Source organism: Kribbella capetownensis (assembly GCF_004331485.1).
Classification (GTDB): domain Bacteria; phylum Actinomycetota; class Actinomycetes; order Propionibacteriales; family Kribbellaceae; genus Kribbella; species Kribbella capetownensis.
Genome location: NZ_SJKD01000001.1, coordinates 511,159 through 534,369, shown reverse-complemented (window position 1 = coordinate 534,369; position 23,211 = coordinate 511,159). Strand labels below are relative to the sequence as shown.

General features: G+C 68.6%; 24 protein-coding genes. 12 read left to right on the top strand and 12 right to left on the bottom strand.

The annotated features are described in order from the left end of the window. Positions 1-70: 70 nt before the first annotated feature. Positions 71-1,603 (bottom strand): PucR family transcriptional regulator, encoded by a 1,533-nt coding sequence (locus E0H75_RS02590; RefSeq protein ID WP_165553404.1) that lies wholly within the window; start codon positions 1,601-1,603, stop codon positions 71-73. Between the two features lie 155 nt (positions 1,604-1,758). Between E0H75_RS02590 and E0H75_RS02585 the strand changes: the two genes are divergently transcribed. The 6 genes from E0H75_RS02585 to E0H75_RS02560 are packed head-to-tail and all read left to right on the top strand — an operon-like array spanning position 1,759 to position 8,500. Continuing rightward, complete coding sequence (locus E0H75_RS02585; protein WP_131511400.1) at positions 1,759-2,583, top strand: hydroxypyruvate isomerase family protein; 825 nt, start codon at positions 1,759-1,761, stop codon at positions 2,581-2,583. 12 nt (positions 2,584-2,595) lie between these two features. Continuing rightward, positions 2,596-3,480, top strand: coding sequence for a 2-hydroxy-3-oxopropionate reductase (locus E0H75_RS02580; RefSeq protein ID WP_131511399.1), 885 nt, complete (start codon positions 2,596-2,598; stop codon positions 3,478-3,480). Beyond that, a complete protein-coding gene (gene gcl / locus E0H75_RS02575) occupies positions 3,480-5,255 on the top strand; it encodes a glyoxylate carboligase (protein ID WP_131511398.1) in 1,776 nt (591 codons plus the stop codon). Before E0H75_RS02580 ends, gcl begins: the two co-directional genes overlap by 1 nt. Next, the gene (locus E0H75_RS02570; RefSeq protein ID WP_131511397.1) at positions 5,255-6,313 is read left to right on the top strand and encodes a glycerate kinase; all 1,059 of its coding nucleotides are present in this window, start codon (positions 5,255-5,257) and stop codon (positions 6,311-6,313) included. Before gcl ends, E0H75_RS02570 begins: the two co-directional genes overlap by 1 nt. Before the next feature lie 22 nt (positions 6,314-6,335). After that, complete coding sequence (allB, locus tag E0H75_RS02565) at positions 6,336-7,679, top strand: allantoinase AllB (RefSeq protein ID WP_131511396.1); 1,344 nt, start codon at positions 6,336-6,338, stop codon at positions 7,677-7,679. Next, the gene (locus E0H75_RS02560; RefSeq protein ID WP_131511395.1) at positions 7,676-8,500 is read left to right on the top strand and encodes a bifunctional allantoicase/(S)-ureidoglycine aminohydrolase; all 825 of its coding nucleotides are present in this window, start codon (positions 7,676-7,678) and stop codon (positions 8,498-8,500) included. The genes allB and E0H75_RS02560 overlap by 4 nt, the downstream gene beginning before the upstream one ends. Positions 8,501-8,538: 38 nt before the next feature. Here the strand turns inward: E0H75_RS02560 and E0H75_RS02555 are convergent, their stop codons facing one another. Continuing rightward, positions 8,539-9,078, bottom strand: coding sequence for a GNAT family N-acetyltransferase (locus E0H75_RS02555; protein ID WP_131511394.1), 540 nt, complete (start codon positions 9,076-9,078; stop codon positions 8,539-8,541). Between the two features lie 81 nt (positions 9,079-9,159). On the opposite strand from E0H75_RS02555, the gene E0H75_RS02550 reads away from it, so the two are divergent. Then, positions 9,160-9,927: an SDR family NAD(P)-dependent oxidoreductase gene (locus tag E0H75_RS02550; protein WP_131511393.1), complete on the top strand. Its 768-nt coding sequence runs from the start codon at positions 9,160-9,162 to the stop codon at positions 9,925-9,927. Positions 9,928-9,976: 49 nt separating this feature from the next. On the opposite strand, the gene E0H75_RS02545 is transcribed toward E0H75_RS02550, so the two are convergent. After that, on the bottom strand, positions 9,977-10,771 hold the full coding sequence (locus tag E0H75_RS02545) for an ABC transporter permease (RefSeq protein ID WP_131511392.1): 795 nt from the start codon (positions 10,769-10,771) through the stop codon (positions 9,977-9,979). Then, positions 10,768-11,721, bottom strand: coding sequence for an ATP-binding cassette domain-containing protein (locus E0H75_RS02540; RefSeq protein WP_202872803.1), 954 nt, complete (start codon positions 11,719-11,721; stop codon positions 10,768-10,770). The genes E0H75_RS02545 and E0H75_RS02540 overlap by 4 nt, the downstream gene beginning before the upstream one ends. Positions 11,722-11,832: 111 nt before the next feature. Here E0H75_RS02540 and E0H75_RS02535 point away from each other — a divergent pair, with 111 nt between their 5' ends. Next, entirely contained in the window at positions 11,833-12,588 is a 756-nt protein-coding gene (locus E0H75_RS02535) for a TetR/AcrR family transcriptional regulator (protein WP_238162778.1), read from the top strand. A gap of 101 nt (positions 12,589-12,689) precedes the next feature. On the opposite strand, the gene E0H75_RS02530 is transcribed toward E0H75_RS02535, so the two are convergent. After that, positions 12,690-13,295: an FMN reductase gene (locus tag E0H75_RS02530; RefSeq protein WP_131511390.1), complete on the bottom strand. Its 606-nt coding sequence runs from the start codon at positions 13,293-13,295 to the stop codon at positions 12,690-12,692. After that, positions 13,292-14,425, bottom strand: coding sequence for an LLM class flavin-dependent oxidoreductase (locus E0H75_RS02525; protein ID WP_131511389.1), 1,134 nt, complete (start codon positions 14,423-14,425; stop codon positions 13,292-13,294). Before E0H75_RS02525 ends, E0H75_RS02530 begins: the two co-directional genes overlap by 4 nt. 164 nt (positions 14,426-14,589) lie before the next feature. Between E0H75_RS02525 and E0H75_RS02520 the strand changes: the two genes are divergently transcribed. Continuing rightward, on the top strand, positions 14,590-16,284 hold the full coding sequence (locus tag E0H75_RS02520) for a glycosyl hydrolase family 28-related protein (RefSeq protein WP_131511388.1): 1,695 nt from the start codon (positions 14,590-14,592) through the stop codon (positions 16,282-16,284). On the opposite strand, the gene E0H75_RS02515 is transcribed toward E0H75_RS02520, so the two are convergent. After that, positions 16,272-16,616, bottom strand: coding sequence for a tetratricopeptide repeat protein (locus tag E0H75_RS02515; protein WP_131511387.1), 345 nt, complete (start codon positions 16,614-16,616; stop codon positions 16,272-16,274). The genes E0H75_RS02520 and E0H75_RS02515 overlap by 13 nt on opposite strands. A 51-nt stretch (positions 16,617-16,667) precedes the next feature. On the opposite strand from E0H75_RS02515, the gene E0H75_RS02510 reads away from it, so the two are divergent. After that, entirely contained in the window at positions 16,668-17,414 is a 747-nt protein-coding gene (locus E0H75_RS02510; RefSeq protein WP_131511386.1) for a phosphotransferase, read from the top strand. Here the strand turns inward: E0H75_RS02510 and E0H75_RS43890 are convergent. From E0H75_RS43890 to E0H75_RS02500, 3 genes are all read right to left on the bottom strand, one after another. Then, positions 17,404-17,502: a DUF6461 domain-containing protein gene (locus tag E0H75_RS43890; RefSeq protein WP_238162777.1), complete on the bottom strand. Its 99-nt coding sequence runs from the start codon at positions 17,500-17,502 to the stop codon at positions 17,404-17,406. The two genes, E0H75_RS02510 and E0H75_RS43890, sit on opposite strands and share 11 nt — an antisense overlap. Further along, a complete protein-coding gene (locus E0H75_RS02505) occupies positions 17,499-17,981 on the bottom strand; it encodes a GNAT family N-acetyltransferase (protein WP_131511385.1) in 483 nt (160 codons plus the stop codon). The genes E0H75_RS43890 and E0H75_RS02505 overlap by 4 nt, the downstream gene beginning before the upstream one ends. A gap of 82 nt (positions 17,982-18,063) precedes the next feature. Continuing rightward, the gene (locus E0H75_RS02500; RefSeq protein WP_131511384.1) at positions 18,064-18,816 is read right to left on the bottom strand and encodes an SDR family NAD(P)-dependent oxidoreductase; all 753 of its coding nucleotides are present in this window, start codon (positions 18,814-18,816) and stop codon (positions 18,064-18,066) included. A gap of 85 nt (positions 18,817-18,901) precedes the next feature. Between E0H75_RS02500 and E0H75_RS02495 the strand changes: the two genes are divergently transcribed. Then, complete coding sequence (locus tag E0H75_RS02495) at positions 18,902-19,753, top strand: helix-turn-helix transcriptional regulator (RefSeq protein ID WP_131511383.1); 852 nt, start codon at positions 18,902-18,904, stop codon at positions 19,751-19,753. 2 nt (positions 19,754-19,755) lie between these two features. On the opposite strand, the gene E0H75_RS02490 is transcribed toward E0H75_RS02495, so the two are convergent. Further along, complete coding sequence (locus E0H75_RS02490) at positions 19,756-20,583, bottom strand: polysaccharide lyase family protein (protein ID WP_131511382.1); 828 nt, start codon at positions 20,581-20,583, stop codon at positions 19,756-19,758. After that, the gene (locus E0H75_RS02485) at positions 20,583-22,115 is read right to left on the bottom strand and encodes an alkaline phosphatase D family protein (RefSeq protein ID WP_131511381.1); all 1,533 of its coding nucleotides are present in this window, start codon (positions 22,113-22,115) and stop codon (positions 20,583-20,585) included. The genes E0H75_RS02490 and E0H75_RS02485 overlap by 1 nt, the downstream gene beginning before the upstream one ends. A 156-nt stretch (positions 22,116-22,271) precedes the next feature. Here E0H75_RS02485 and E0H75_RS02480 point away from each other — a divergent pair, with 156 nt between their 5' ends. Beyond that, entirely contained in the window at positions 22,272-23,147 is an 876-nt protein-coding gene (locus E0H75_RS02480) for an aldo/keto reductase (RefSeq protein ID WP_131511380.1), read from the top strand. The last annotated feature ends 64 nt before the right edge of the window (positions 23,148-23,211 follow it).

The following is a 23,211-nucleotide window of genomic DNA, read 5'->3' as shown; positions in this document are numbered from 1 at the left end:
CACCCGGTGAACCTCCGAAGATGCGGGGTTCAGACCACGTGAATCTGTGTGATCACCCAAACCGCCGCGTTCACAGCGATTTCAGCGCGAGGAACACGTCGACGCGGTCCTCCAACTGGGACAGATCGCGTCCGGTCAGTTGCTCTACGCGTTCGATCCGGTACCGAACCGTGTTGACGTGCAGGTGCATCGACTCCGCCGTACGTGCCCAGGAACACGAGCAGGCGAGGAACTCCCGCAGCGTGGCCAGCAGTTCGGCGTTCGTACGACGGTCGTGCTCGAGCACCGGCCCGAGAACCCGGTGCGTGTAAGTACGGCGTACGTCGTCGGGCAATGTTGCGAGCAGCAACACATGTGAGGCGACCTCGTCCGATGTCACCACCGACACCGGTGTCCGGCCTGCCTGCGCTGCGCGTTGGGCGAATCGCGCTTCCTCCAACGCGCCGGCCAAGGCATCGACGCCTGTCTCACCGCTGACCCCGACCGACAGCCTCCCGCGCCCGAGCCCAGGCGAGAGCCGAGCGAAGGCTCGGCGCAGTTGGTCGGGCAGCCCGGGCGACGACGGCAGGAAGCCGACCAGCAGATCGTCCCGGCCGGCCGCGACCACGGCCGGACCGACCGTCAACGCCACGTCCTCGAAGACGCTGAACGCGATGTCGTTGCGCGGTTCGTCGCGGAGTTCGGCGACTGCAACCACCATCGGCCGATCCGACTGCGCACCCGCCTGCCGCAAACGAATCGCGACCTCGGCCAGCGGACCGCCGGACTCGACCAGCGCCAACGCATCCGACACGAGTGGCCGAAGGGCCAGCCGCCCTTCGTCCCGCCGGGCGCGGTCGAGTGCGGCGACGGCACACAACTCCTGCACGGCCTCGACATGATCGCGCGGCCACTCCCGATGGTCGCCTTCGATCAGCAGCACCCACGCCGTCAGCCGGTTGTCGAGCCCCGACCCGATCGGGAACAGGCTGTACGACGCGTTGCCCACGGCCGCGACCGCCGGCATCCGATCCGCGACCAGGAACTGCCGAGTGACCGCGTCCAGCGTCACGTCGTCCAGTTCACCAGGACCGGGGACGACCTGCCGCCCGGTCGACGTGATGACTCTGCAGGCGTGCCCGATCTCCGCGGAGATGCGGGCAGCCAGCTCGTCGAGACTCCGGCCGGCGGCGATCGAGGACAGCAACTGCCGGTGCCGGACCAGACTCGCGGACAGCCGCGCGCCTGTCTCGGCTGCCCCTGCTGCCGCGACGTACTCCGTCACATCCGCGAACGCGACCTCGACCGGTACCTCGACCAGCGCGATCTGATGCCGACGGCAAGCATCGAGCAGGTCGTCGGGAACGCGGTCGAGCAGCGCCCGGCCGGCCAGGATGGTGGCCGCGCCGCGACCGGCGGCCGACGCCACGAAGGTCTCGCTGTCGGCCTCGGTACGCCGCCAGACCAGCCCGGTCAGCACCAGTTCGCCACCGTTCAGGTACCGCCCCGGCTCGAGCAGGTCGGTCGTGACGAGCCGCCCGATCGGGCGATCGAGCGTGCCGTCGGGCGCGTGCAGCAGGCGCAGGCCCAGCTCCGGCGCGTCGAGCAGTTCGGACACCAGCACGGCGCACCTCCTCTGGCCCGATCGCCCGGTCCTGACAGGAACGTACAACGACGGACCGGCCACTCAAACCTTGACGCGTCCTTTCCGGGCATCCTATGGTCATTTCGCAGAACAGAAACAAACTTCCACGATACGGAATATCAGGAAGGGACGCCATGAGTCACGCACTGCGCTACGCGGTGAACTGCTCGATCCTGTTCACCGAACTGCCGTTGCTGGAGCGACCGGCGGCCGCCCGGCGGGCAGGCTTCGGCGCGGTCGAGTTCTGGTGGCCGTTCGCCGAGGCGGTGCCGTCGGACACTGACGCCGACGCCTTCGTCACCGCGATCCAGGACGCCGGCGTCCAGCTGGTCGGCCTCAACTTCTTCGCCGGCGACATGCCTGGCGGCGACCGTGGCCTGGTCTCCTGGCCGAAGCGGTCGGGCGAGTTCCGCGACAACATCAACGCCACCATCGGCATCGGTGAGCGGCTCGGCTGTCCGGCTTTCAATGCGTTGTACGGCAACCGGGTCGACGACCAGACCGCTGCTGAGCAGGACGAGCTCGCCGTCGAGAACCTCGGTCTGGCCGCCCGCGCGGCTGCCCGGATCGGTGGCACGGTGCTGATCGAGCCGGTCAGCGGCGCCGAGCGGTATCCACTGCGCACCGCGGCCGATGCGTTGGCCGTGATCGATCGCGTCCAGGTGGCGTACGACGTACCGAACGTCGGACTGCTCGCCGACCTCTACCACCTCGCGGTCAACGGCGACGACGTCGATCGCGTAATCGCCGGCCACGTGGACCGGATCGCGCACGTCCAGATCGCCGACGCCCCCGGCCGCAACGAACCCGGCACCGGATCGCTGCCGCTCGACCGGCAGCTCGCCGACCTCGAGAACCAGGGGTACGCCGGGTGGGTCGGCCTCGAGTACAAGCCGTCCACCACCACCGACGAGAGCTTCGGCTGGCTGCCGCGCGAGCGCCGGCCGGCCACCGCATAGGAGAAGACAGACATGACGAACATCGCCTTCATCGGCCTAGGCATCATGGGCAACCCGATGGCCGTGCACCTGGCCAACGCCGGTCACACGGTCGCCGGCTTCGACCGCAGCCCGGAGCGGGCCAAGGAACTCATCGAGGCCGGTGGACGTGCCGCGACCTCGCTGGCCGACGCGGTCAAGAACGCCGACGTGGTCGCCGTGATGGTGCCGGACTCGCCCGACGTCCAGCAGGTGCTCGAGGGGGAGGACGGCGTCTTCCAGCTGGCCGAGACCGGCACGCTGATCATCGACTTCTCCAGCATCCGGCCCGATGTCACACAGCAGCTCGCCGAGCAGGCGCGGGCGCTGGGCTTCCGGATGCTCGACGCCCCGGTCTCCGGTGGTGAGGCCGGCGCCCGGAACGCGGCCCTGTCCATCATGGTCGGTGGCGAGGCCGACGACTTCGCGGTCGCCAAGCCGCTGTTCGACGTCGTCGGCAAGACCGTCGTCCACGTCGGGCCGAGCGGTTCGGGCCAGACGGTCAAGGCCGCCAACCAGCTGATCGTTGCCGCCAACATCCAAGCGGTGTCCGAGGCCGTGATCTTCCTGGAGGCGTACGGCGTCGACACCAAGGCCGCCCTCGAGGTGCTCGGCGGCGGGCTGGCCGGATCCGCCGTACTGAACCAGAAGAAGGAGAACATGCTGTCGCGCTCCTTCCAGCCCGGCTTCCGGATCGACCTGCACCACAAGGACATGGGCATCGTCACCGCCGCCGCTCGCGAGGCGGGTGTCGTCGTACCGCTGGGTGCGCTTGTGGCCCAGCTGGTCGCGTCCGCTCGCGCGAACGGTGACGGCGGTCTCGACCACTCCGCTCTGCTCCGTGGAGTCGAGCGCCTGTCCGGGAAGGCGACGGACTGATGGCCCGCATGCGCGCGGTCGACGCCGCGGTCCTGATCCTGGAGAAGGAAGGCTCGACGCAGTTGTTCGGTCTGCCCGGCGCCGCGATCAATCCCTTCTACAGCGCGATGAAGAAGCACGGCGGCATCAAGCACGTGCTGGCTCGCCACGTCGAGGCCGCCTCGCACATGGCCGAGGGCTACACCCGGGCTCGCGCGGGCAACATCGGAGTCTGCATCGGTACGTCGGGTCCCGCCGGCACCGACATGATCACCGGCCTGTACTCCGCCTCGGCCGACTCGATCCCGATCCTGTGCATCACCGGGCAGGCACCGGTGGCGAAGCTGCACAAGGAGGACTTCCAGGCGGTCGACATCGCCTCGATCGCCAAGCCGGTCGCGAAGTGGGCCGTCACGGTGATGGAGGCCGCGCAGGTGCCGGGGACGTTCCAGAAGGCGTTCCAGCTGATGCGCGAAGGTCGTCCCGGACCGGTGCTGGTCGATCTGCCGCTGGATGTCCAGCTGGCCGAGATCGACTTCGACATCGACACCTACGAACCGCTGCCGATCGCCCGGCCCGCCGCGACGCGCGCCCAGGTCGAGAAGGTGCTCGCCCTGCTGAACGAGGCCGAGCGGCCGCTGATCGTCGCCGGCGGCGGCGTCATCAACGCGGACGCGGCCGACCTGCTGGTCGAGTTCGCCGAGGTGGTCGGCGTACCGGTGGTGCCGACGTTGATGGCCTGGGGCGCGATCCCTGACGACCACCGGCTGATGGCCGGGATGGTCGGCCTGCAGACCTCGCACCGGTACGGCAACGAGACGATGCTCGCCTCGGACGTCGTACTGGGTATCGGCAACCGGTGGGCGAACCGGCACACCGGTGGGCTCGACGTCTACCGCGGTGAGCGGAAGTTCGTGCACGTGGACATCGAGCCGACCCAGATCGGGCGCGTGTTCGCGCCGGACTACGCGATCGTGTCGGACGCCAAGGCCGCGCTGGCGGTCTTCGTCGAGGTCGCTCGCGAGTGGGCCGCGGCCGGGCGACTGGCCGACCGGTCCGCGTGGGTCGAGGAGTGTCAGGCGCGGAAGACCTCGCTGCAGCGCAAGACGCACTTCGACAACGTGCCGGTCAAGCCGCAGCGCGTGTACGAGGAGATGAACCGGGCCTTCGGTCCCGACACCCGCTATGTGTCGACGATCGGATTGTCGCAGATCCAGGCTGCTCAGATGCTGCACGTGTATCGGCCGCGGCACTGGATCAACGCCGGTCAGGCCGGTCCGCTGGGGTGGACCGTGCCGGCGACGCTGGGCGTTGCGGTCGCGGATCCGGACAGCACGGTGGTCGCGTTGTCGGGTGACTACGACTTCCAGTTCCTGATCGAGGAGCTGGCGGTCGGGGCGCAGTTCAACATCCCGTACATCCACGTGGTCGTGAACAACTCCTACCTCGGGCTGATCCGGCAGGCACAGCGCGGATTCGACATGGACTTCTGCGTGCAACTGTCGTTCGAGAACATCAACAGCCCCGAGCTGAACGGGTACGGCGTCGACCACGTGAAGGTCGCCGAAGGACTTGGCTGCAAGGCGCTGCGGGTGTTCGAGCCGGACGGGATCCTGCCGGCCCTGGAGCAGGCCAAGAAGCTGATGGTCGAGCACCAAGTGCCGATCGTTGTCGAGGTCATCCTGGAGCGGGTCACCAACGTGTCCATGGGCCTCGAGATCGACAACATCGCCGAATTCGAAGACCTGGCCGAGAGCCCGGACGACGCTCCGACCGCCCTCGCCCTGCTCGACTGATGCCTCGGGCAATAGTTGCTTCGGACAAATTCAAAGGAAGTCTCACCAGTGCGGAGGTCGCCGCCGCAGTCGGCGCCGGCCTCCGCCGGGTTCACCCGGACACCGGGGTGGTCTCCGTCCCAGTAGCCGACGGCGGCGACGGCACCTTGGCTGCCGCCGTCGCGGCCGGCTTCCACCTGGTGCCGGTCACCGCCTCCGGACCCACCGGTGAGCCAGTCAAAACCGGTTTCGCCCGCCGCGACGACGTAGCCGTCGTCGAGCTGGCCGACGTCTCGGGCCTGGTCCGTTTGCCCGGCGGAGTCCCGGCCCCGATGACCGCAACCTCCCGCGGAACCGGCGAACTGATCGCCGCCGCCATCGACGCCGGCTGCACCCGCGTGATCCTGGGGATCGGCGGCAGTGCATCAACAGATGGCGGAGTCGGGATTGTGAATGCCTTGGGTGGCACGGATGCGCTCGACCTCCGTGCGCTTCGGGACCGGCTGGCCGGGATCCAGGTCGTGGTCGCCTGCGACGTGGACAATCCGTTGACTGGGGCAACGGGTGCCGCTGCTGTCTACGGGCCGCAGAAGGGCGCCAACCCCCAGCAGGTGAAGGAGCTTGACGCCGCCTTGACGCGTTGGGCCGATCTGGTGGCTCGGGAGACCGGACAGGATCTCCGCGACGCGCCGGGAGCCGGCGCGGCCGGTGGAGTGGGTTTCGCGGCCCTGGCCCTCCTCGGGGCGGAGCTGCGGCCCGGCATCGAGCTCGTGCTTGAACTGGTCGGGTTTCACGATCAGCTCCAGGGCGCGGACCTCGTGATCACCGGGGAAGGCGCGCTCGACGAGCAGACCTTGCACGGTAAGGCTGTCGCCGGAGTCGCAGCGGCCGCCGCGGGCATCCCGGTGGTCGCGGTCTGTGGCAGCAACAAGCTGGACCCCGAGCGACTGCGATCAGCCGGCGTCGTCGCGGCGTACGCGCTGACCGACCTGGAGCCCGACGTACGGCGGTGTATCGCGGAACCGGTGCCGTTGCTGCAGAGACTCGGGGAGCGGATCGCGGCGGACCACCTACGATGACAGCAAGTGAGAGGGGCGACGCATGACAGCGCTGGACCTCGTGATCCGGGCTCGCCGTGTGGTGGGCGCCGCGGGTGAGCGGGCGTGTGCCGTCGGCGTCCGGGACGGGCGGATCACCGCCGTCGCGCCGTACGACGCCGACCTCGCGGCCACCGAGCAGGTGTTCCTGGCCGACGACGAGGTGCTGCTCCCGGGCCTGGTCGACTCCCATGTCCACGTCAACGATCCCGGTCGCACCGACTGGGAGGGCTTCACCTCCGCGACCCGAGCGGCGGCGGCCGGCGGCGTCACCACGATCATCGACATGCCGCTGAACAGCATCCCGCCGACTTGCGACGTACCGGCACTCGAGGTGAAGCGGAAGACCGCCCAGCAGCAGGCGTCCGTCGACGTCGGCTTCTGGGGCGGCGCGATCCCTGGCAATGTCCCGGACCTGCGGCCGTTGCACGACGCCGGCGTCTTCGGGTTCAAATGCTTCCTGCTGCACTCGGGCGTCGACGAGTTCCCGCCGCTCGATCAGGCACAGCTCGAGGCGGCGATGCATGAGATCGGCTCCTTCGACGGCTTGCTGATCGTCCACGCCGAGGACGCGCACCGGATCGACCTGGCCTCCCCACCGGACGGCTCGAGCTATCCCGCGTTCCTGAAGTCGCGCCCCGATGCGGCCGAGAACGCGGCTGTCGCCGGTGTGATCGAGCTCGCCCGCCGGACAGGCTGCCGGGTGCACATCCTGCACGTCTCCAGCGCGGACGTGCTGCCAAGGCTTGCGAACGCACGCTCCGGCGGCGTCCGGATCACGGCCGAGACCTGTCCGCACTACCTGACCTTCACCGCCGAGGAGATCCCCGACGGCGCGACGCAGTACAAATGCTGCCCGCCGATCCGCGGGGCCGAGAACCGCGAGCGCCTCTGGGACGGCCTGCGCGACGGCGTGATCGACCTGGTCGTGTCCGACCACTCGCCGTCGACGATCGACCTCAAGCACCTGGACACCGGCGACTTCGGCACCGCCTGGGGTGGCATCGCGTCGCTCCAGCTCGGGCTGCCGGCGGTGTGGACCGAGGCGCGCAAGCGCGGCTTCACCCTGGCCGACGTCACCCGCTGGATGAGCCAGGCGCCGGCCGCGCAGGTCGGGCTGACGACCAAGGGCCGGATCGAGGTCGGGTACGACGCCGACCTCTGCGTCCTCGCGCCCGACGAGACCTTCGTCGTCGACCCGAACGCCCTGCAGCACAAGAACGCCATCACGCCGTACGCCGACCGCACGCTGACCGGTGTGGTCCGCCGTACCTGGCTCCGCGGCGTTCCCGTCGACATCGAAGCCGGCCCCGGCGGACGGCTGCTGAACCGAGGAGGACAAGGATGAGCGCGCCGCGCTACTACTCGCCGGCCGGTGGGTTGCCGCCGCAGAGCGACCTCACCACCGACCGCGCCGTCTTCACCGAGGCGTACGCCGTACTCCCGCGCGGCACCATGCGGGACATCGTCACCAGCCGGCTGCCGTTCTGGGAGGACACCCGGTTGTGGGTGCTCGCGCGGCCGTTGTCCGGGTTCGCGGAGACGTTCTCGCAGTACATCGTCGAGGTCGCTCCCGGTGGAGGGAGTGACCGTCCGGAGACGGATCCGGCGGCCGAGGCAGTGCTGTTCGTGGTCGAGGGCAGCGTGACGGTGACCCTGGACGGCGAGAAGCACGAGCTCGGGCCGGGTGGGTACGCGTTCGTGCCGCCGGGCGTCGACTGGACCGTGCGGAACGTGAGCGACCGGGTGACGCGGTTCCATCTGGTGCGGAAGGCGTACGAGCGGATCGAGGGGATCGACGTACCGCCGGCGTTCGTGACGAACGAGGTGGACGTCGAGGGCATGGCGATGCCGGACACCGAGGGACGGTGGAAGACGCAGCGGTTCGTGGATCCGGACGATGTGCGGCACGACATGCACGTCAACATCGTCAGCTTCGAGCCCGGCGGGGTGATCCCGTTCCCGGAGACGCACGTGATGGAGCACGGCCTCTACGTGCTGGAAGGTAAGGCCGTCTACCTCCTCAACAAAGACTGGGTCGAGGTCCAGGAAGGCGACTTCATGTGGCTCCGCGCCTTCTGCCCCCAGGCCTGCTACGCGGGCGGCCCCGGCCGCTTCCGCTACCTCCTCTACAAGGACGTCAACCGCCACCCCAAACTCACCCTCTGATCAACCTCCAGTTCGCTGACGGCTCAGGTGGTGACGGCTCAGATGGTGACGGTGACTGGGCGTTGGGGTGGGGTGAGGGGGTCGGTGGCGAGGCGGGCGTGGCGTTCGACGTCGTACCGGGTGCCGTCGTACGCGAGGCGTTGGCGTTCGAGGCCTTCGTAGAGGAAGCCGGCGCCGGCGGCGACCGCGCACGAGGCCGCGTTGTTCGTGCGGTGGCCGAGCTCCAGGCGGTACAGGCCCGCCTCTCGGTGGGCCCAGTTGGCGAGGGCGCGGAGCGAGTCCCGGGCGACGCCCTGGCCGCGGACTTCGGCGAGGGTCCAGTACCACGTCCAGCCGACCTGGTGCCGGTCGATGTTCGTCACCGCCACACACCCGATCGGGTGGTCGTCCGCGTCCGCGACGGCGTACACGTGCCCGTTGTCGAGGTCCGCCACCCGCCCGATCCAGTCCACCGCGGACGCGCGGTCCACGATCCCGTTCTGGTTCGCCATCTCGGGATCGCGATGCGCCGCCGTCAGCCGCAGCGCGTCCCCTGTCCGCCACCGCCGAAGATCCAACCGCCCCAGCGCGTATTCCATCCAAAAAATCTACCCCCGGCCGCGCCGCTTGGAACCAGCCCACGGCGCGTTCCCCGGCGCGGGCGGGGGAGGATGGGGCACATGGGATATCTGGATTTCAGGGATCAGGTCGTGGTGGTGACCGGGGCCAGCAGCGGGATCGGGGCCGCGGCGGCGGTGGGGTTCGCGGAGACCGGGGCCGCAGTGGCGTTGCACTACCACCAGAACGAGGAGGGGGCCAAGCACACGCTCGGTGCCGTGCAGACGGCCGGCGGTACGGCGTCCTTGCACCAGGCGGACCTCGCGGATCCGGCGTCGGCCGGGAAGCTGATCGACGACGTGCTGGCGAAGCACGGGCGGATCGACGTACTCGTGAACAATGCCGGTGACCTGGTCAAGCGGACGCCGGTGACCGACGTACCGGACGAGGAGTTCCACCGGATCCTGGATGTGAACCTGACGTCGGTGTTCGCCGTCAGCCGCAAGATCGTGCCGGTGTTCCGCGCACAGGGCGGCGGGTCGATCATCAACGTCACGTCGATCGCCGGGCGGAACGGCGGTGGCGGCGGCTCGGTCGTGTACGCGACCAGCAAGGGCGCGGTCAGCACCTTCACCCGCGGCCTGGCCAAGGAGGTCGCCCCGGACGGCATTCGCGTCAACGCGATCTCGCCCGGCGTGATCAAGACCCCGTTCCACGACCGCCACACCGGCGACGAGCAGATGAACGCGATGATCGGCACCATCCCGATGGGTCGCACCGGCACGCCGCACGAGTGCGTCGGCACGATCCTGTTCCTCGCCTCCGAGCGGATGGCGTCGTACGTCACCGGCCAGATCATCGAGGTCAACGGCGGCCAGTTGATGCCCTAGGCAACGTCCGCGCGGGCCCTGGTACGTCGCCAGGGCCCGCGCGTCACGTCTAGCGGGAGAGCGTGCGGTAGCGCTGCGCCGACAGCGGCAGGAACACCGCGGTCAGGACGAGCGGCCCGATGATCGCCGCGATCTCCGCGTGGGTGCCGATCCAGGTGGCGGTCGCCGACGGATCGGGATTGCCGAACAGGGCACGCGACCCGGTGGCCGTGGCCGACAACGGATTCCACTGCGCGATCGTGCCGAGCCAGGCCGGCATGGTGGACGTGGCGACGAACGCACTGGACAGGAAGCCGATCGGCCAGACCAGAACCTGCACCATCGTGACGCTCTGAGCGTTCTTCACCGTCAGCCCGATGAAGATCCCGATCCACAGCAACGCGAACCGCAGCAGCAACAGCAGTCCGAACGCCGCGACCGCGGCCGGCAACCCTTCATGCCACCGCCAGCCCAGCGCGAGCCCGGCCGCGGCCAGCACGATCAGCGTCACCACCGAGTCCAGCATGTCCGCGATGTACCGCCCGAGCACGACCGCGGTCGAGCTCATCGGCAGCGACCGGAACCGGTCCGTCACCCCCTTGTCCCGGTCCTGGGTGACCGCGGTCATCGTGCCTTCCAGCCCGAACAGCATCGACAGCGCGAAGATCCCCGGCACGAGCAGTTCGTAGTACGACTCGCCCTCCGGGAAGTCCATCGCCCCACCGAGCAGCCCGCCGAACATCAGCAGCATCAGCACCGGGAAGAACCAGGAGAAGAGCACCAGCCCCGGCTGCATCCGCCAGTGCGTCAGGGTCCGCCGCGCGATCGTCCACCCGTCCGCGAGCGCCCAACCGAACCCGGTCATGCCGCCACCCCCGGTCCGGTGAGGTGCAGGAACACTTCGTCCAGCGTGGGTCTGCGCAAGGTGATGTCCTCCGGCTCGATCTTTGCCTCATGCAACGAGTTGGCCATCACCACGAGGGCCTTGGTGCGGTCCTTCACCGGCACGCTGATCCGATTGTCGACAATCCGAATGTCCCCGTCCGCCAGCGGCCCGGCCAACGCGACCACGCGCTGTACATCGGCAGGATCGACCAGCACCAGGTCCAGCCAGTCCGAGCCGAGCTGCGTCTTCAGTTCGTCCGGGGTCCCCTCGGCCACGACCACTCCGGCCTTCAGCATCGAGATCCGGTTCGCCAGCTGATCCGCCTCCTCCAGGTACTGCGTCGTCAGCAGCACCGTCGTCCCGCCGTCCACCAACTGCCGGATGGCGGACCACACCTCGAGCCGCCCGGCCGGATCCAGCCCGGTCGTCGGCTCATCCACGAACAGGACCGCCGGCGCCACGATCAGGCTGGCCGCCAGGTCGAGTCGCCTCCGCATCCCACCGGAGTACTTGCTGACCACCTGACCGGCTGCTTCCGTCAGACTGAACCGCTCGAGTAGGTCGTCGGCGCGGCGTACCGAGGCCGCGTGGCCCAGGTGGTTCAGCCGGCCGAACATGACCAGGTTCTGCCGCCCGGTCAGTATTTCGTCGATCGCGGCGTACTGCCCGACCAGCCCGATCCGGCGCCGTACCTCCGCTCCTTGCCGGCGGACGTCGTACCCCGCGATCGCCGCCGTACCGGAATCCAGCTCGAGCAGTGTGGACAGGATCCGCACCGCCGTCGTCTTGCCGGCGCCGTTGGGGCCGAGCAGCCCCGTCACGGTGCCGGCGGCGACCTCCAGGTCGAATCCGTTCAGCCCCGCCCCCTCGGTGCCACCCCGGTAGTTCTTCCGTACGCCGACGGCCTCGATCACACGTTCCGTAGTCACTTCCCACCTCTCGCCCAGGTTGAGTCGTAGAGTGTACCGTACAGTGTACGACTCAGGTACGATCGAGACAACGACGAGCGGCTGGAGTTAGTTCCGTTGGCAGGAAAGAAGGTGTCCGCGCCCGATCCGGCGCGCAGTCTGGCGCTGCTCTGGGGCAGCCACACCAAGCCCGGCCGATCCGGATTGACCGTGCGGGCGATTGTCGACACGGCGATCGACCTGGCCGATGCTCAAGGGCTCGATGCGGTCTCGATGCGGATGGTCGCGGAGCAACTCAAGGCCGGGACGATGTCGCTCTACACCCACGTCCCGGGCAAGGGTGAGCTGACCGACCTGATGTTCGACAGCGTGTACGGCGACCTGTACGCCGACGCCGACGAACCGTCGCGGCAGCCCGGCGGCTGGCGTGGCGCGCTGGAGTTCATTGCCCGCCGCAACTGGGACGTGCTGACGAAGCACGCGTGGATCCACGACGTCCCGACCATGCGGAACGCGCTCGGCCCCAACATCACCGTCAAGTACGAGGCCGAGCTACGGCCCCTCGACAGTCTCGGGCTGACTGACGTCGAGATGGACTCGGCCCTGACCCTGGTGCTCACGCACGTCCACGGGACCGCCCGCGCCGGCGCCGAACAGCTTCGCACTCAACGCGAGTCCGGGCTGTCCGACGAGGAGTGGTGGCGGCAGATCTCGCCGACCCTGACCAGCGTCATGTCCGGCGCGGCTCAGCACTTCCCGCTGGCGGGCCGGGTCGGCACTTCCGTGGGCGAACAGTTCCAGTCCGTCATCGACCCGGCACACGCTCTGTCGTTCGGCCTGACCCGGATCCTCGACGGCATCTCCCTGCTCATCGACGAACGGTCCTAGCCGTCCCCTCCCGCCTCGTGGGTCAGCCCATCAGGCGGTGGGTTCGCTACCGTGATTCCGGCTGGCCAACCCACCATCCGGCCGGCCAGCCCATCAGGCGGTCAGCTGTTGAGCAGGTCTTCGAACGGGGTCGGGTTGTCGTACGGGTCGACGGTCTGGGCCGGGGCCTCGTGCTGCAGGGCGGCGACCAGTTCGGTCGCGGCCTGAGTAATGCGCGGACGCAGCGTCGTAGCGTTCGGACCCCAGTCCGTGGACGCGGCGTACACGGCGGTCTGGACCGGGATCGCCTTCAGGTAGGCGAACAGCGGCCGCAGCGCGAACTCGAGCACCAGTGAGTGGCGCTCGGTCCCGCCGGTCGCCGCGAGCAGAACCGGCTTGCCGGCCAGCGCCTGATCGTCGAGCACGTCGAAGAACATCTTGAACAGCCCGGAGTACGACGCACTGAAGGTCGGCGAGACCACGATCAGGGCATCCGCCCCGGCGACCGTGGCGAGCACCTTCTCCAGCTCGGCCGACGGGAAGCCGGTGAGCAGGTTGTTGGTCAGGTCGTGCGCGTGGTCGCGGGCCTCGATCAACTCGATCCGCGACTCGATCCCGCGCCCGGACAGCTCGTCCTTGACGGCCGCCGCCAACTGGTCGGCGAGCAGCCGGGACGACGACGGTGTCGTCAGCCCGGCCGTCACCACGGCGATCACGCGTTCCTTCATCGGCTCGTCTCCTCGACCGATCCGGCCGGCTCCACGATCGTCTCCAAGTCGCGCGCCCGCTCGGCGGCGGCCTTCAGTGAAGCGTGCGTCGGGGCGTCCGGCACGTGCGCCGGTCGCTTCGCCGCGAACTCCTTCCGCAGTACCGGAACCACCTCTTCGCCGAGGATGTCCAGCTGCTCCAGCACCGTCTTCAACGGCAGTCCGGCGTGGTCCATCAGGAACAGCTGCCGCTGGTAGTCACCGAAGTGCTCCCGGAACGTCAGCGTTCGCTCGATCACCTGCTGGGGGCTGCCGACCGTCAGCGGCGTCTCCCGGCTGAAGTCCTCCAGCGTCGGGCCATGCCCGTAGACCGGCGCGTTGTCGAAGTACGGCCGGAACTCGTTGACGGCGTCCTGCGAGTTCTTCCGCATGAAGACCTGACCGCCGAGTCCGACGATCGCCTGGTCCGCGGCGCCATGGCCGTAGTGCTCGAAGCGCTTGCGGTACAGCTCGATCATCCGCTGGGTGTGCGAGACCGGCCAGAAGATGTTGTTGTGGAAGAAGCCGTCGCCGTAGTACGCGGCCTGCTCGGCGATCTCCGGCGAGCGGATCGACCCGTGCCACACGAACGGCGGTACGCCGTCCAGCGGCCGCGGTGTCGCGCTGAAGCCCTGCAGCGGCGTACGGAACTTGCCCTCCCAGTCGACCACGTCCTCACGCCAGAGCCGGCGCAGCAGGGCGTAGTTCTCGATCGCCAGGCCGATGCCGTTGCGGATGTCCTGGCCGAACCACGGGTACACCGGGCCGGTGTTGCCGCGACCCATCATCAGGTCGACCCGGCCGTCGGCCAGGTGCTGCAGCATCGCGTAGTCCTCGGCGATCTTCACCGGGTCGTTGGTGGTGATCAGAGTCGTCGCGGTGGACAGGATGATCTTGGACGTCTTCGCGGCGATGAAGCCGAGCTGGGTGGTCGGCGACGACGGCACGAACGGCGGGTTGTGGTGCTCACCCTGGGCGAACACGTCCAGGCCGACCTCTTCGGCCTTCACCGCGATGGCCACCATCGCCTTGATCCGCTCGGCCTCGCTCACGGTGGTGCCGGTGGTGGGATCCTCGGTCACGTCACCGACGGTGAACACACCGAACTGCATCTGTCCTCCTCGACTGGGGTAGATAGTTCACTATTAAACTACCTATGCTCAGATCAACGCCAATCCCCGGTCCGTCATTCCATCACGCCCTTGTCAGGTCAGGTCCGTGTGGTGAAACTAGGTCCCGTCATGCGAAACCTCACCGCCCCTGAGGAGCGTTCTCCATGCAGAACCCCCGTACGTCGCCCCGCCTGACCCGCCGTCTCCTGCTCGGTGGAGCAGCCGCCGTTCCCGCCACCACCCTGCTCGCCGCAGCCGCGACGGCCGCAACCGGACCCGCCGCGACCCCAGCCGCCGCGACCCATGGCGATCTTTCGACCCAGCTCCTCGCCGAGTGGGCCGAGGCGCCGGGCGCTCACCCGCTCATCCCCGACATCTCCCACGCCGGCTATCACGGCGGCGAGCGACCGCGCCGCCCACGTGTGGTCGCGAACGTTACCGACTTCGGCGCCCGCCCCGGCAGCACCGCCGACGCCTCCGGCCCCTTCACCCAAGCTCTCGAGTACGCCGGCAGTCGCGGTGGCGGGACGGTCGTCGTACCTCAGGGTGTGTACCGCTTCGACTCGCCGGTCTGGATCCACTGGTCGAATGTCGTCCTGAAGGGCGCTGGCCGGGAGCGCACGATCCTGCACTTCAACCGCCCGCTCGAGGAGGGCTACCGGCCGAACCTGCAGTCGACCGGCAACAGCCGCTGGTCGTGGACCGGCGGGCAGATCTGGGTGATGGCACCCGAGCGGAAGGCACTGTCCGAGGCCGAGGACTACGCAGGCTCCGAAGGGTGGATGCTCGGCGACACGTTGGCCGAGGTCGGTGCCGCGTCCCGCGGTCAACGGACGCTGCTCGTGTCGTCGACCGAGCACCTCGCCGCCGGGGATCTCGTCGTACTCGAGACCGACAATCCGGCCGATGCCGGCGTACTGCGGCATCTGGCGGGGGATGTGGCGGGGACGCGGGAGTACGAGTGGGCGGTGAAGGCGCCGCAGCTGACGACCGGGTCCGGCGGGCAGTATGTGCAGTACGCGAGCCTGCAGTGGCCGGTGCGGATCGAGGCGGTGCTGGGTGAGCGGTTGGTCCGGTTGGCGCAGCCGCTCAGGTACGACCTCCGGCCGAGCTGGCCGTCGCGATTGCGGGAGGTCGGGCCGACGGTGCACGACGTCGGTGTGGAGTCGCTGACGATCCGGAACGAACTGCGGCCGATGACGGTGCACAACCGGCATCCGGGGTCGAACGGCCTGTGTTTCCAGGCGGTTCACGACTGCTGGGCGGACGACGTACGGGTGGAGAACTGCGATCTCGGGTTCGGGTTCACCACGACGAAGGCGGTGACACTGACGAACGTGGTGGTCGGCGGCCGGTCCGCGCATCACAGTTTCGCCTGCCGGATGCAGTCGCACGACAACCAGGTGGACGGGTTCGAGATCGAGCAGTTCACGGTGCCGCTGCCGTCCGGGTCGACGCATCACGGCCTGAACCTGGAAGGGCTGTCGGCCGGCAACGTCTGGCGGCGCGGGCGGATGGCCGAGGGGACGTTCGACACGCATCGCGCGATGCCGTTCGAGAACGCCCGTACCGACATCACGCTGGTGAACAACGGACGGGTCGGTGGATCGGCCGCGTCCGGGCCGCTGTTCGGCGCGCGCATCGCGCACTGGAACGTCCGGATCACCTCCGGCAGCCCGTACGCGATCCAGCTCGCCGACGTCGCACCCCGCAGCATCACCGTCGGCCTGCAAGGTCTCACCTCAGACCCGAGCGGCCTACCCCGCGACTTCCAAGGCGACCTCGAGAACGGCACCTACCTACTCGGCACCCGCCCAGCCGTCCCCGACCTCCACACCGCCCAACGTCAGGCGTTGTGAGGCTTGAGGAGTTCGTCGTCACCGGTGAGCGCCGCCGCGATCCGGCGGTGCTTGCCGGCCTCCTCGGCCCGTGACTGCCGCTCGAGCGTCCGCGCCATCATCAGATGCGCGTAGTACTCGGTCGGCTCCCGGTCGAGCACCTCGAGCAACTGCTCCTCAGCCGGCTTCAGCAACGCCGCGTGATAGTAGGCCCGAGCCAACAACAACCGAGTCCCCACATCCTCAGGCGTCTCCTCCACCACCGGCCGCAAAGCCCGGATCGCCCCCCGATAGTCCCGCTCCTCGAAGTACTGCTGCCCCAGCCCATAACTGAGCGCCCGCAAGTCCTCCACTACACACCTCCTGTCGACTGATACCGCCTCAACGGCGAAAACCCCGCGCCTATTCCGCGGGCTGTACGGCAGGGTTGGGGTGTGGATGAGGTGGAGTTGCAGGGTGGGTTTGTGAATGTGGTGGTGCGGCGCGGGGATGTCGTACTGCGGGAGGCAGGGGAGCGGGCCGGGTTTGTGCGTGAGGTGTTGGCGGGGTTGGAGGCGTGGGGTGGAGCGCCGCGGTTTCTCGGGGTGGAGGAGGACGGGCGGGAGCGCTTGAGCTTCATCGACGGGTACGTGGCGTGGGAGCGACCCTGGAAGCCTGCAGTCACCTCACCTGAGACGCTCCGGTCGGTGGGCCGGCTGGTGCGGGAGTTCCACGACTTGACGGCGGGTACGGCGCTCGCAGGCGACCAGGAGGTTGTCTGTCACAACGACCTCTCGCCGAAGAACACCGTCTACACCAACGACGCCACCCGCGCGATCGCCTTCATCGACTGGGACTTGGCCGCCCCCGGCCCCCGCATCAACGACATCGCCTTCATCTGCTGGCAGTACGCCGACCTCGGCAACCTCGACCGCGTCATCCCCCAATGGCAGTCCCTCCTCGCCGGCTACGGCCCCGCCAACACCAGATCCCTCATCCCATCCATCCTCAACTGGCAAACCCAAGCGGCCGACGGCATAGACCGAGCAGCCAAAGCCGGCAACCGCGCCATGCAACACCTCCAGTCGCTCGGCGTACCAGCAACCATCCGCACCCACCGCCACTGGATCCACGACAACGCGGATGCCTTGAGCGCTGGGCTCAGCGTTTGAGTACAGCGAGTCCGCAGAGGTAGTCCTCCGCATCGAGCAGTTCGTGCGTCAACCTGACGCCGGTGAGGTGCTCCGCCAACGCGTTCATGAGCCGAGGCGGGTGAGAGCTTCGTCTGTTAGGCGGTAGGTGGTCCATTCTTCTTGGGGATTGGCGCCCAGGGAGTTGTAGAAGTCGATGGCGGGGGTGTTCCAGTTGAGGACGGACCATTCGAGGCGTTCGTAGCCTTGGGTGACGCATTCTTGGGCCAGGGCGGTGAGAAGGGCTTTGCCGAGGCCGGTGCCGCGGGTTTCGGGGCGGACGAAGAGGTCTTCGAGGTAGATGCCGTGGACGCCGCGCCAGGTGGAGAAGCTGAGGAACCACAGGGCGCAGCCGGCCACCGCGCCCTCGTGTTCGGCGACGTGGCAGAAGACGGCGGGGTTCTCGCCGAAGAGTGCGGTGTGGAGCTGGTCCGCGGTCAGGTGGCACTCGTCGGGGGCGCGCTCGTACTCGGCCAGGCCGTAGACCAGTTCCACGAGCGGGGGGACGTCGTCGGGGCGGGCTCGTCGTACTCGTTCGTCGATCTGCATGGACCTATCGTGCCGGTTGATCCACCCACCGGGGCACCGGCGTCAACTTGCCGACGCGAGCTGACACGGGTGAGAGCTGAGGTCAGGCGGCCAGGCCGCCGTCGACGCGTAGCACAGTTCCGGTCACGTATGACGACCGGTCGCTGAGCAGCCAGGCGGCGGCCTGGGCGATCTCGTCCGGCTGGGCGGCGCGACCCAGCGGGGTCCGGGCGTTCAGGCTGTCGATGATGCCGGGCGTGGCGCGGTCCCAGTCGTGCAGCATCTCTGTCAGGGTCGTTCCCGGAGCGATCGCGTTGACCCGGATGTTCTCCGGACCGTAGGTGATCGCGGCCGACTCGGTCAGGCTGTTGCCGGCCCGCTTCAGCGCGCCGTACGCCGGCAGCGCGGGGTTCCCGGCGAGACTGCCGACGCTCGAGGTGTTGACGATGCTCCCGTGTCCGGCCGTCGCCCGGATCGCAGTGACTTCGGCGACCATCGCGGTCCACAGCCCTCTGAGGTTGACGGCGTACCCCTGGTCGAACTGATCCACGCTCATCGTGTCCATCGGTCCGGGCGGGATGCCGATCGCGCCGTTGTTGAAGGCCCCGTCCAGGCGCCCGTACTCCGAGACCGCTCGATCGACCGCGGCGTGCACCGCGTCGGGATCGGCGAGGTCAGCGACTGTGTACGCCGCACTCGTACCGATCTCGCGAGTGACTGCCGCCAGCTCCGATTCGGTGCGAGCCGCGAGCATCACCTGCGCCCCTTCGGCGGCGAACAGTCGGGCGGCCGCGGCACCGATCCCGCGCCCCGCACCGGTGATGAAAACAACCTTTCCTTCCAGCAGTTTGTCCATGCCTTCGAGCCTGTGCCCTGGCGAGAGCCGTAACCAGACACCGGTAGTACCTGGCTAATCTCGCGCGACGCGGCAGACTGGAAGCGTGGACAAGCCCGAGCTGGCAGCGTTTCTGCGCAACCGACGTGAACGGATCAAGCCGTCCGACGTCGGGCTGCCCGCCGGCCGCCGCCGCCGTACGCCGGGACTGCGCCGAGAGGAGGTGGCCCAGTTGGCGTACATCTCGACCGAGTACTACACCCGGCTGGAACAGGCCCGGGCACCACATCCGTCGGGTGAGGTGCTCGCCGGGCTGGCCCGCGCACTCCGCCTCGGCGATGCCGAACGCAACTACCTCCACGACTTGGCAGGTGTGCCGGTCGCGCCGCCGCCCGGCCCGCCGCACCAGGTCCGGCAGAGCATCCTCGACCTGCTGGAACGGCTGCCGAACGCTGCCGCCATCGTCTTGTCGGCGTCGTACGAGGTGATCGCCTGGAACCACCTGGCGACGGCGCTGATGGAGGACTTCTCCGTCCTCTCCCGGCGAGATCGGAACCTGATCCGGCGGGCGTTCCTCGGCCCACCACCGAGCTCCGGCCGGCTGTATTCGGTCTCCGACGCCGGACGGTTCGCCCGGAGCTCGGCGAACCACCTGCGGGCGACGACGGCGCGGTACCCGGACGATCCGGAGACCCAGGAACTGATCGCCGAACTGCTCGCGGGCAGCGACGAGTTCGCCGAGCTGTGGAAGGCCCACGACGTGCTCGCGGAGCCGACGCTCTGCAAGACCTTCGAGCATCCCGTGGTCGGCACCGTGACCGTGAACTGCGACGCTCTCTCGATCCCGGACCGCGACCAGCAGGTGATCATCTACACCGCGACCCCCGGCTCACCGTCGGAGGAAGCGCTGCGGCTGCTGTCGGTGGTCGGGACGCAGCGACTCGACGTGCCCGGCTGAGGTCACTTCCGGGCATAGACTCCGAAGGCGTCGTAGGCGATCCAGGAGCCTTCGTCCTTCACCAGTTCGATCACGTTCTGGCCGGTGCGGAAGAGTGCCTTGGACAACGGTGTCTCGAGGTACGACGGCTTGAGTGGTGAACCGGGGTAGGTGGTGTCGGCAATCGTCGAGCCCTTGGTGGCTCCGTTCGCGAACGCCAGCCGGCCGACCTCGGCGCCGTTGACGGACAGTACGGCGGAGCCCGGGATGCTGGCGTGGCTGTCGATCAGCCACAGCGCCAGGTCGAGATCCTGCTCAGGCACGGCGGTCAGGTCGAACCGGAACGTCACCGTGTGGTTCTTCGTTCCGGCCCACTTGTCCGCCGGCCCGGGGAACAGGTACGACCAGTCGACCGAGGGCACCGACGTACCGTAGGTGTAGTCGACGTCCGACGGGAATCGCGTCGGATACTCGGCGTACCCCTTGGGAGACAACGCCAGCTCCGAGCCCTTACCGTCGTAGAAGCCGACGCGCGCGATTGGTTGACCGGAGATCGTCACGGACGTCTTGTTGGCAGCGGCAACGGAACGCGACACCTGTGATCTGTTGCCCGCAGCATCCACTGTCACCACCCGATAGGACCTGGTGACGCCGGTGAACCCGAGCCCGCGATGAACGAAATGCGGATAGACGGTCTTGCCCAGCAGGGTGTACGTCGTGGCGCCGGGCTCGGCGACGTACACGGCGTAGTGGTCCACGACCGTTGCCCACGACACCGGTTTCCAGTCGAGTGTGAGCGTGCCGATGTCGCCGGTGCCACGGAGCTGGGTGATGGCGGGAGGACGATTCATCACAATGCCTCCAGACGGGGATCGTCAGCGGGCGTACGGAACGACGCGACCACCCGCGGTTCGGCGTTCGCATCCGCCTGGATATAGGGGAAGTTGACGAACTCGGTGGTCATTTCGGTGCGAGTCAAGGTCGAGTGCACGTACCCACGGCGCGCGTTGTAGAGCTTCACGTACGGATGCTGAAGCCAGTCCTGCGCGTACTGGTCTGTGTCGGTGCCGTCCCCGTTGGAGCCGACCGACGAGCACACCAGTTCGACGCCGACCGTCCGCGAGTCCGGATTCGCGAAGTCCAGCTTGAGTTCGGAAGCCACGTGACGGTGGATGTCGCCGGTGAGCATCACCGCGGTACCCGCCTGACCCATCGCCTCGAGCACCCGGCTCCGGTTCGCCGGATAGCCGTCCCACTGCTCGGTCCGGTCGTCGGTGATCGCGCTGAGGACGACACCGCCCGCGACGACGTTCCAGGTCGCGGGTGAATGGCGGAGTCCGTCGTACAGCCACTTCTCCTGCTTGGCGCCCATGATGGTGCGCTGCTCGGATACGCGATCGGCCTCGTCTACCGGCAGCGGGTCGCGGTACTGCCGGGTGTCGAGCAGGTGGACCCGCGCAAGGGATCCGATGTCGTACCGCCGGTAGAGCTGCCCGTCCGGCCCGTGCGGCAGGCTGTCCAAGGCGACCGGTACGTTCTCGTAGAACGCGCGGTACGCCACGGCGCGGCGATGCACAAAGAGCTCCGGCGGGATCCCGTACAGCGAGTTGTCGGCACCGTAGTTGTTCTGCACCTCGTGGTCGTCCCAGACCAGGAACCACGGCGCGGCCGCATGCGCAGCCTGCAGATCCGGGTCGGTCTTGAACAGGCTGTACCGCAACCGGTACTGCTCCAGCGTCTCGATCTCCACACCGTGCTCGGGTCCGACCGAGACACCCTCGCGCCAGAGGTTGTCACCGGCAACGATCCCGTACTCGTAGATGTAGTCGCCGAGGAAGAACACCGCGTCCGGAGCACGGCGGGCGATGTCGCGATGGGCCGCGAAGTACCCGTGGTACCAGGCCTGGCACGACGCGGTCGCGAAGGTGAACTGCGACCCCTGGACCGGCAGCGTCTTGGTCCGGCCGACCGGGCTGAGCTCGCTACCGGCGCGGAACCGGTAGAAGTACTCGCGATCCGGCCGCAGCCCGCGCACCTCGGGATGTACGGCGTGCGCCAGCTCGGGCGTCGCGATCGCGAGCCCACGGCGTACGACGCGCTTGAACTGGCTGTCCTCGGCGACCTCGTACTGCACGGGGACGGGATCGGAGGGCATGCCGCCGTGACCGTCGGTCGCCAGCGGTGTCGGCGCGAGTCGCGTCCAAAGCACGAAGCCGTCGGTGCGCGGATCACCGGACGCAACACCCAGCGCGAAGGCGCCGGACGGGACCGGGCGTCCCGGGGCGGCGTCGGCGCCGGCCGGTGCGGCGACGCCGATAGCGACCGCGGCGGCGCTGAGGCCGCTCAGTTGGAGGAAGGTACGACGGGTGGGAGGAGGAGGCACGGGCGGGCTCCGATCCAGGGAGGTCGAGTTGCGTCACATTCTTACGTAACTACCATTCGAAAGGTAACCCCTTGACATCGATTCAGCACCAGGAGTGCTGAGTCTGTGCGGAGATTCCTGTTGGAATCGGCGCCCCGCACGCGGGACGTTGGAGACATGGCAGCTCAGACGAACCCCACCCGTCGGATCGGCGACGTCGAGGTCAGCGCGATCGGGCTCGGCGGTATGCCGATGTCGATCGAGGGCCGGCCCGACGAGGCCCGGTCGATCGCGACCATCCACGCGGCGCTCGACCTCGGCATCACGCTGATCGACACCGCCGACGCGTACCACCTGACCGCGACCGACATCGGCCACAACGAGTCCCTGATCGCCAAGGCGCTGGCGTCGTACGGCGGCGACACCTCGAAGGTCCTGGTCGCGACGAAGGGCGGTCACCAGCGGCCCGGCGACGGCAGCTGGATCGTGGACGGGTCGCCGGCGCACCTGATGCAGGCCGCGGACGACTCGCTCAAGCGGCTCGGGGCCGAGGCGATCGGGCTGTACCAGTTCCACCGGCCCGACCCGAAGACGCCGTACGCGGACTCGATCGGCGCGATCCGCGACCTGCTCGACGCCGGCAAGATCCGGATGGCCGGCATCTCGAACGCGAACCCGGCCCAGATCAAGCAGGCCAACGAGATCCTCGGCGGTCGCCTCGTCTCCGTGCAGAACCAGTTCTCGCCCGCGTTCCGGTCCAGCGAGCCGGAGCTCGAGCTGTGCGACGAACTCGGCATCGCGTTCCTGCCCTGGGCACCGCTCGGCGGCATCTCCAACGCCGGCTCCCTCGGCAGCAAACACCCTGCATTCCACCGGCTCGCCGCCGAGCTCGGTGTCAGCCCGCAGCGCGTCACCCTCGCCTGGCTGCTGGCCAAGTCCCCGCGCGTCGTCCCCATCCCCGGCTCCAGCCGACCGGAGACGATCCGCGACTCGTACGCCGCGCTGGACCTCGAACTCACCGCCGACCAGGTGGCCGCGCTCGACGCCGCCTGATGCCCTGCGCCGGGCTCTGAACTGTCCGAGATGAGTCGAACGCTGACAGCAACGGCCTACCGCC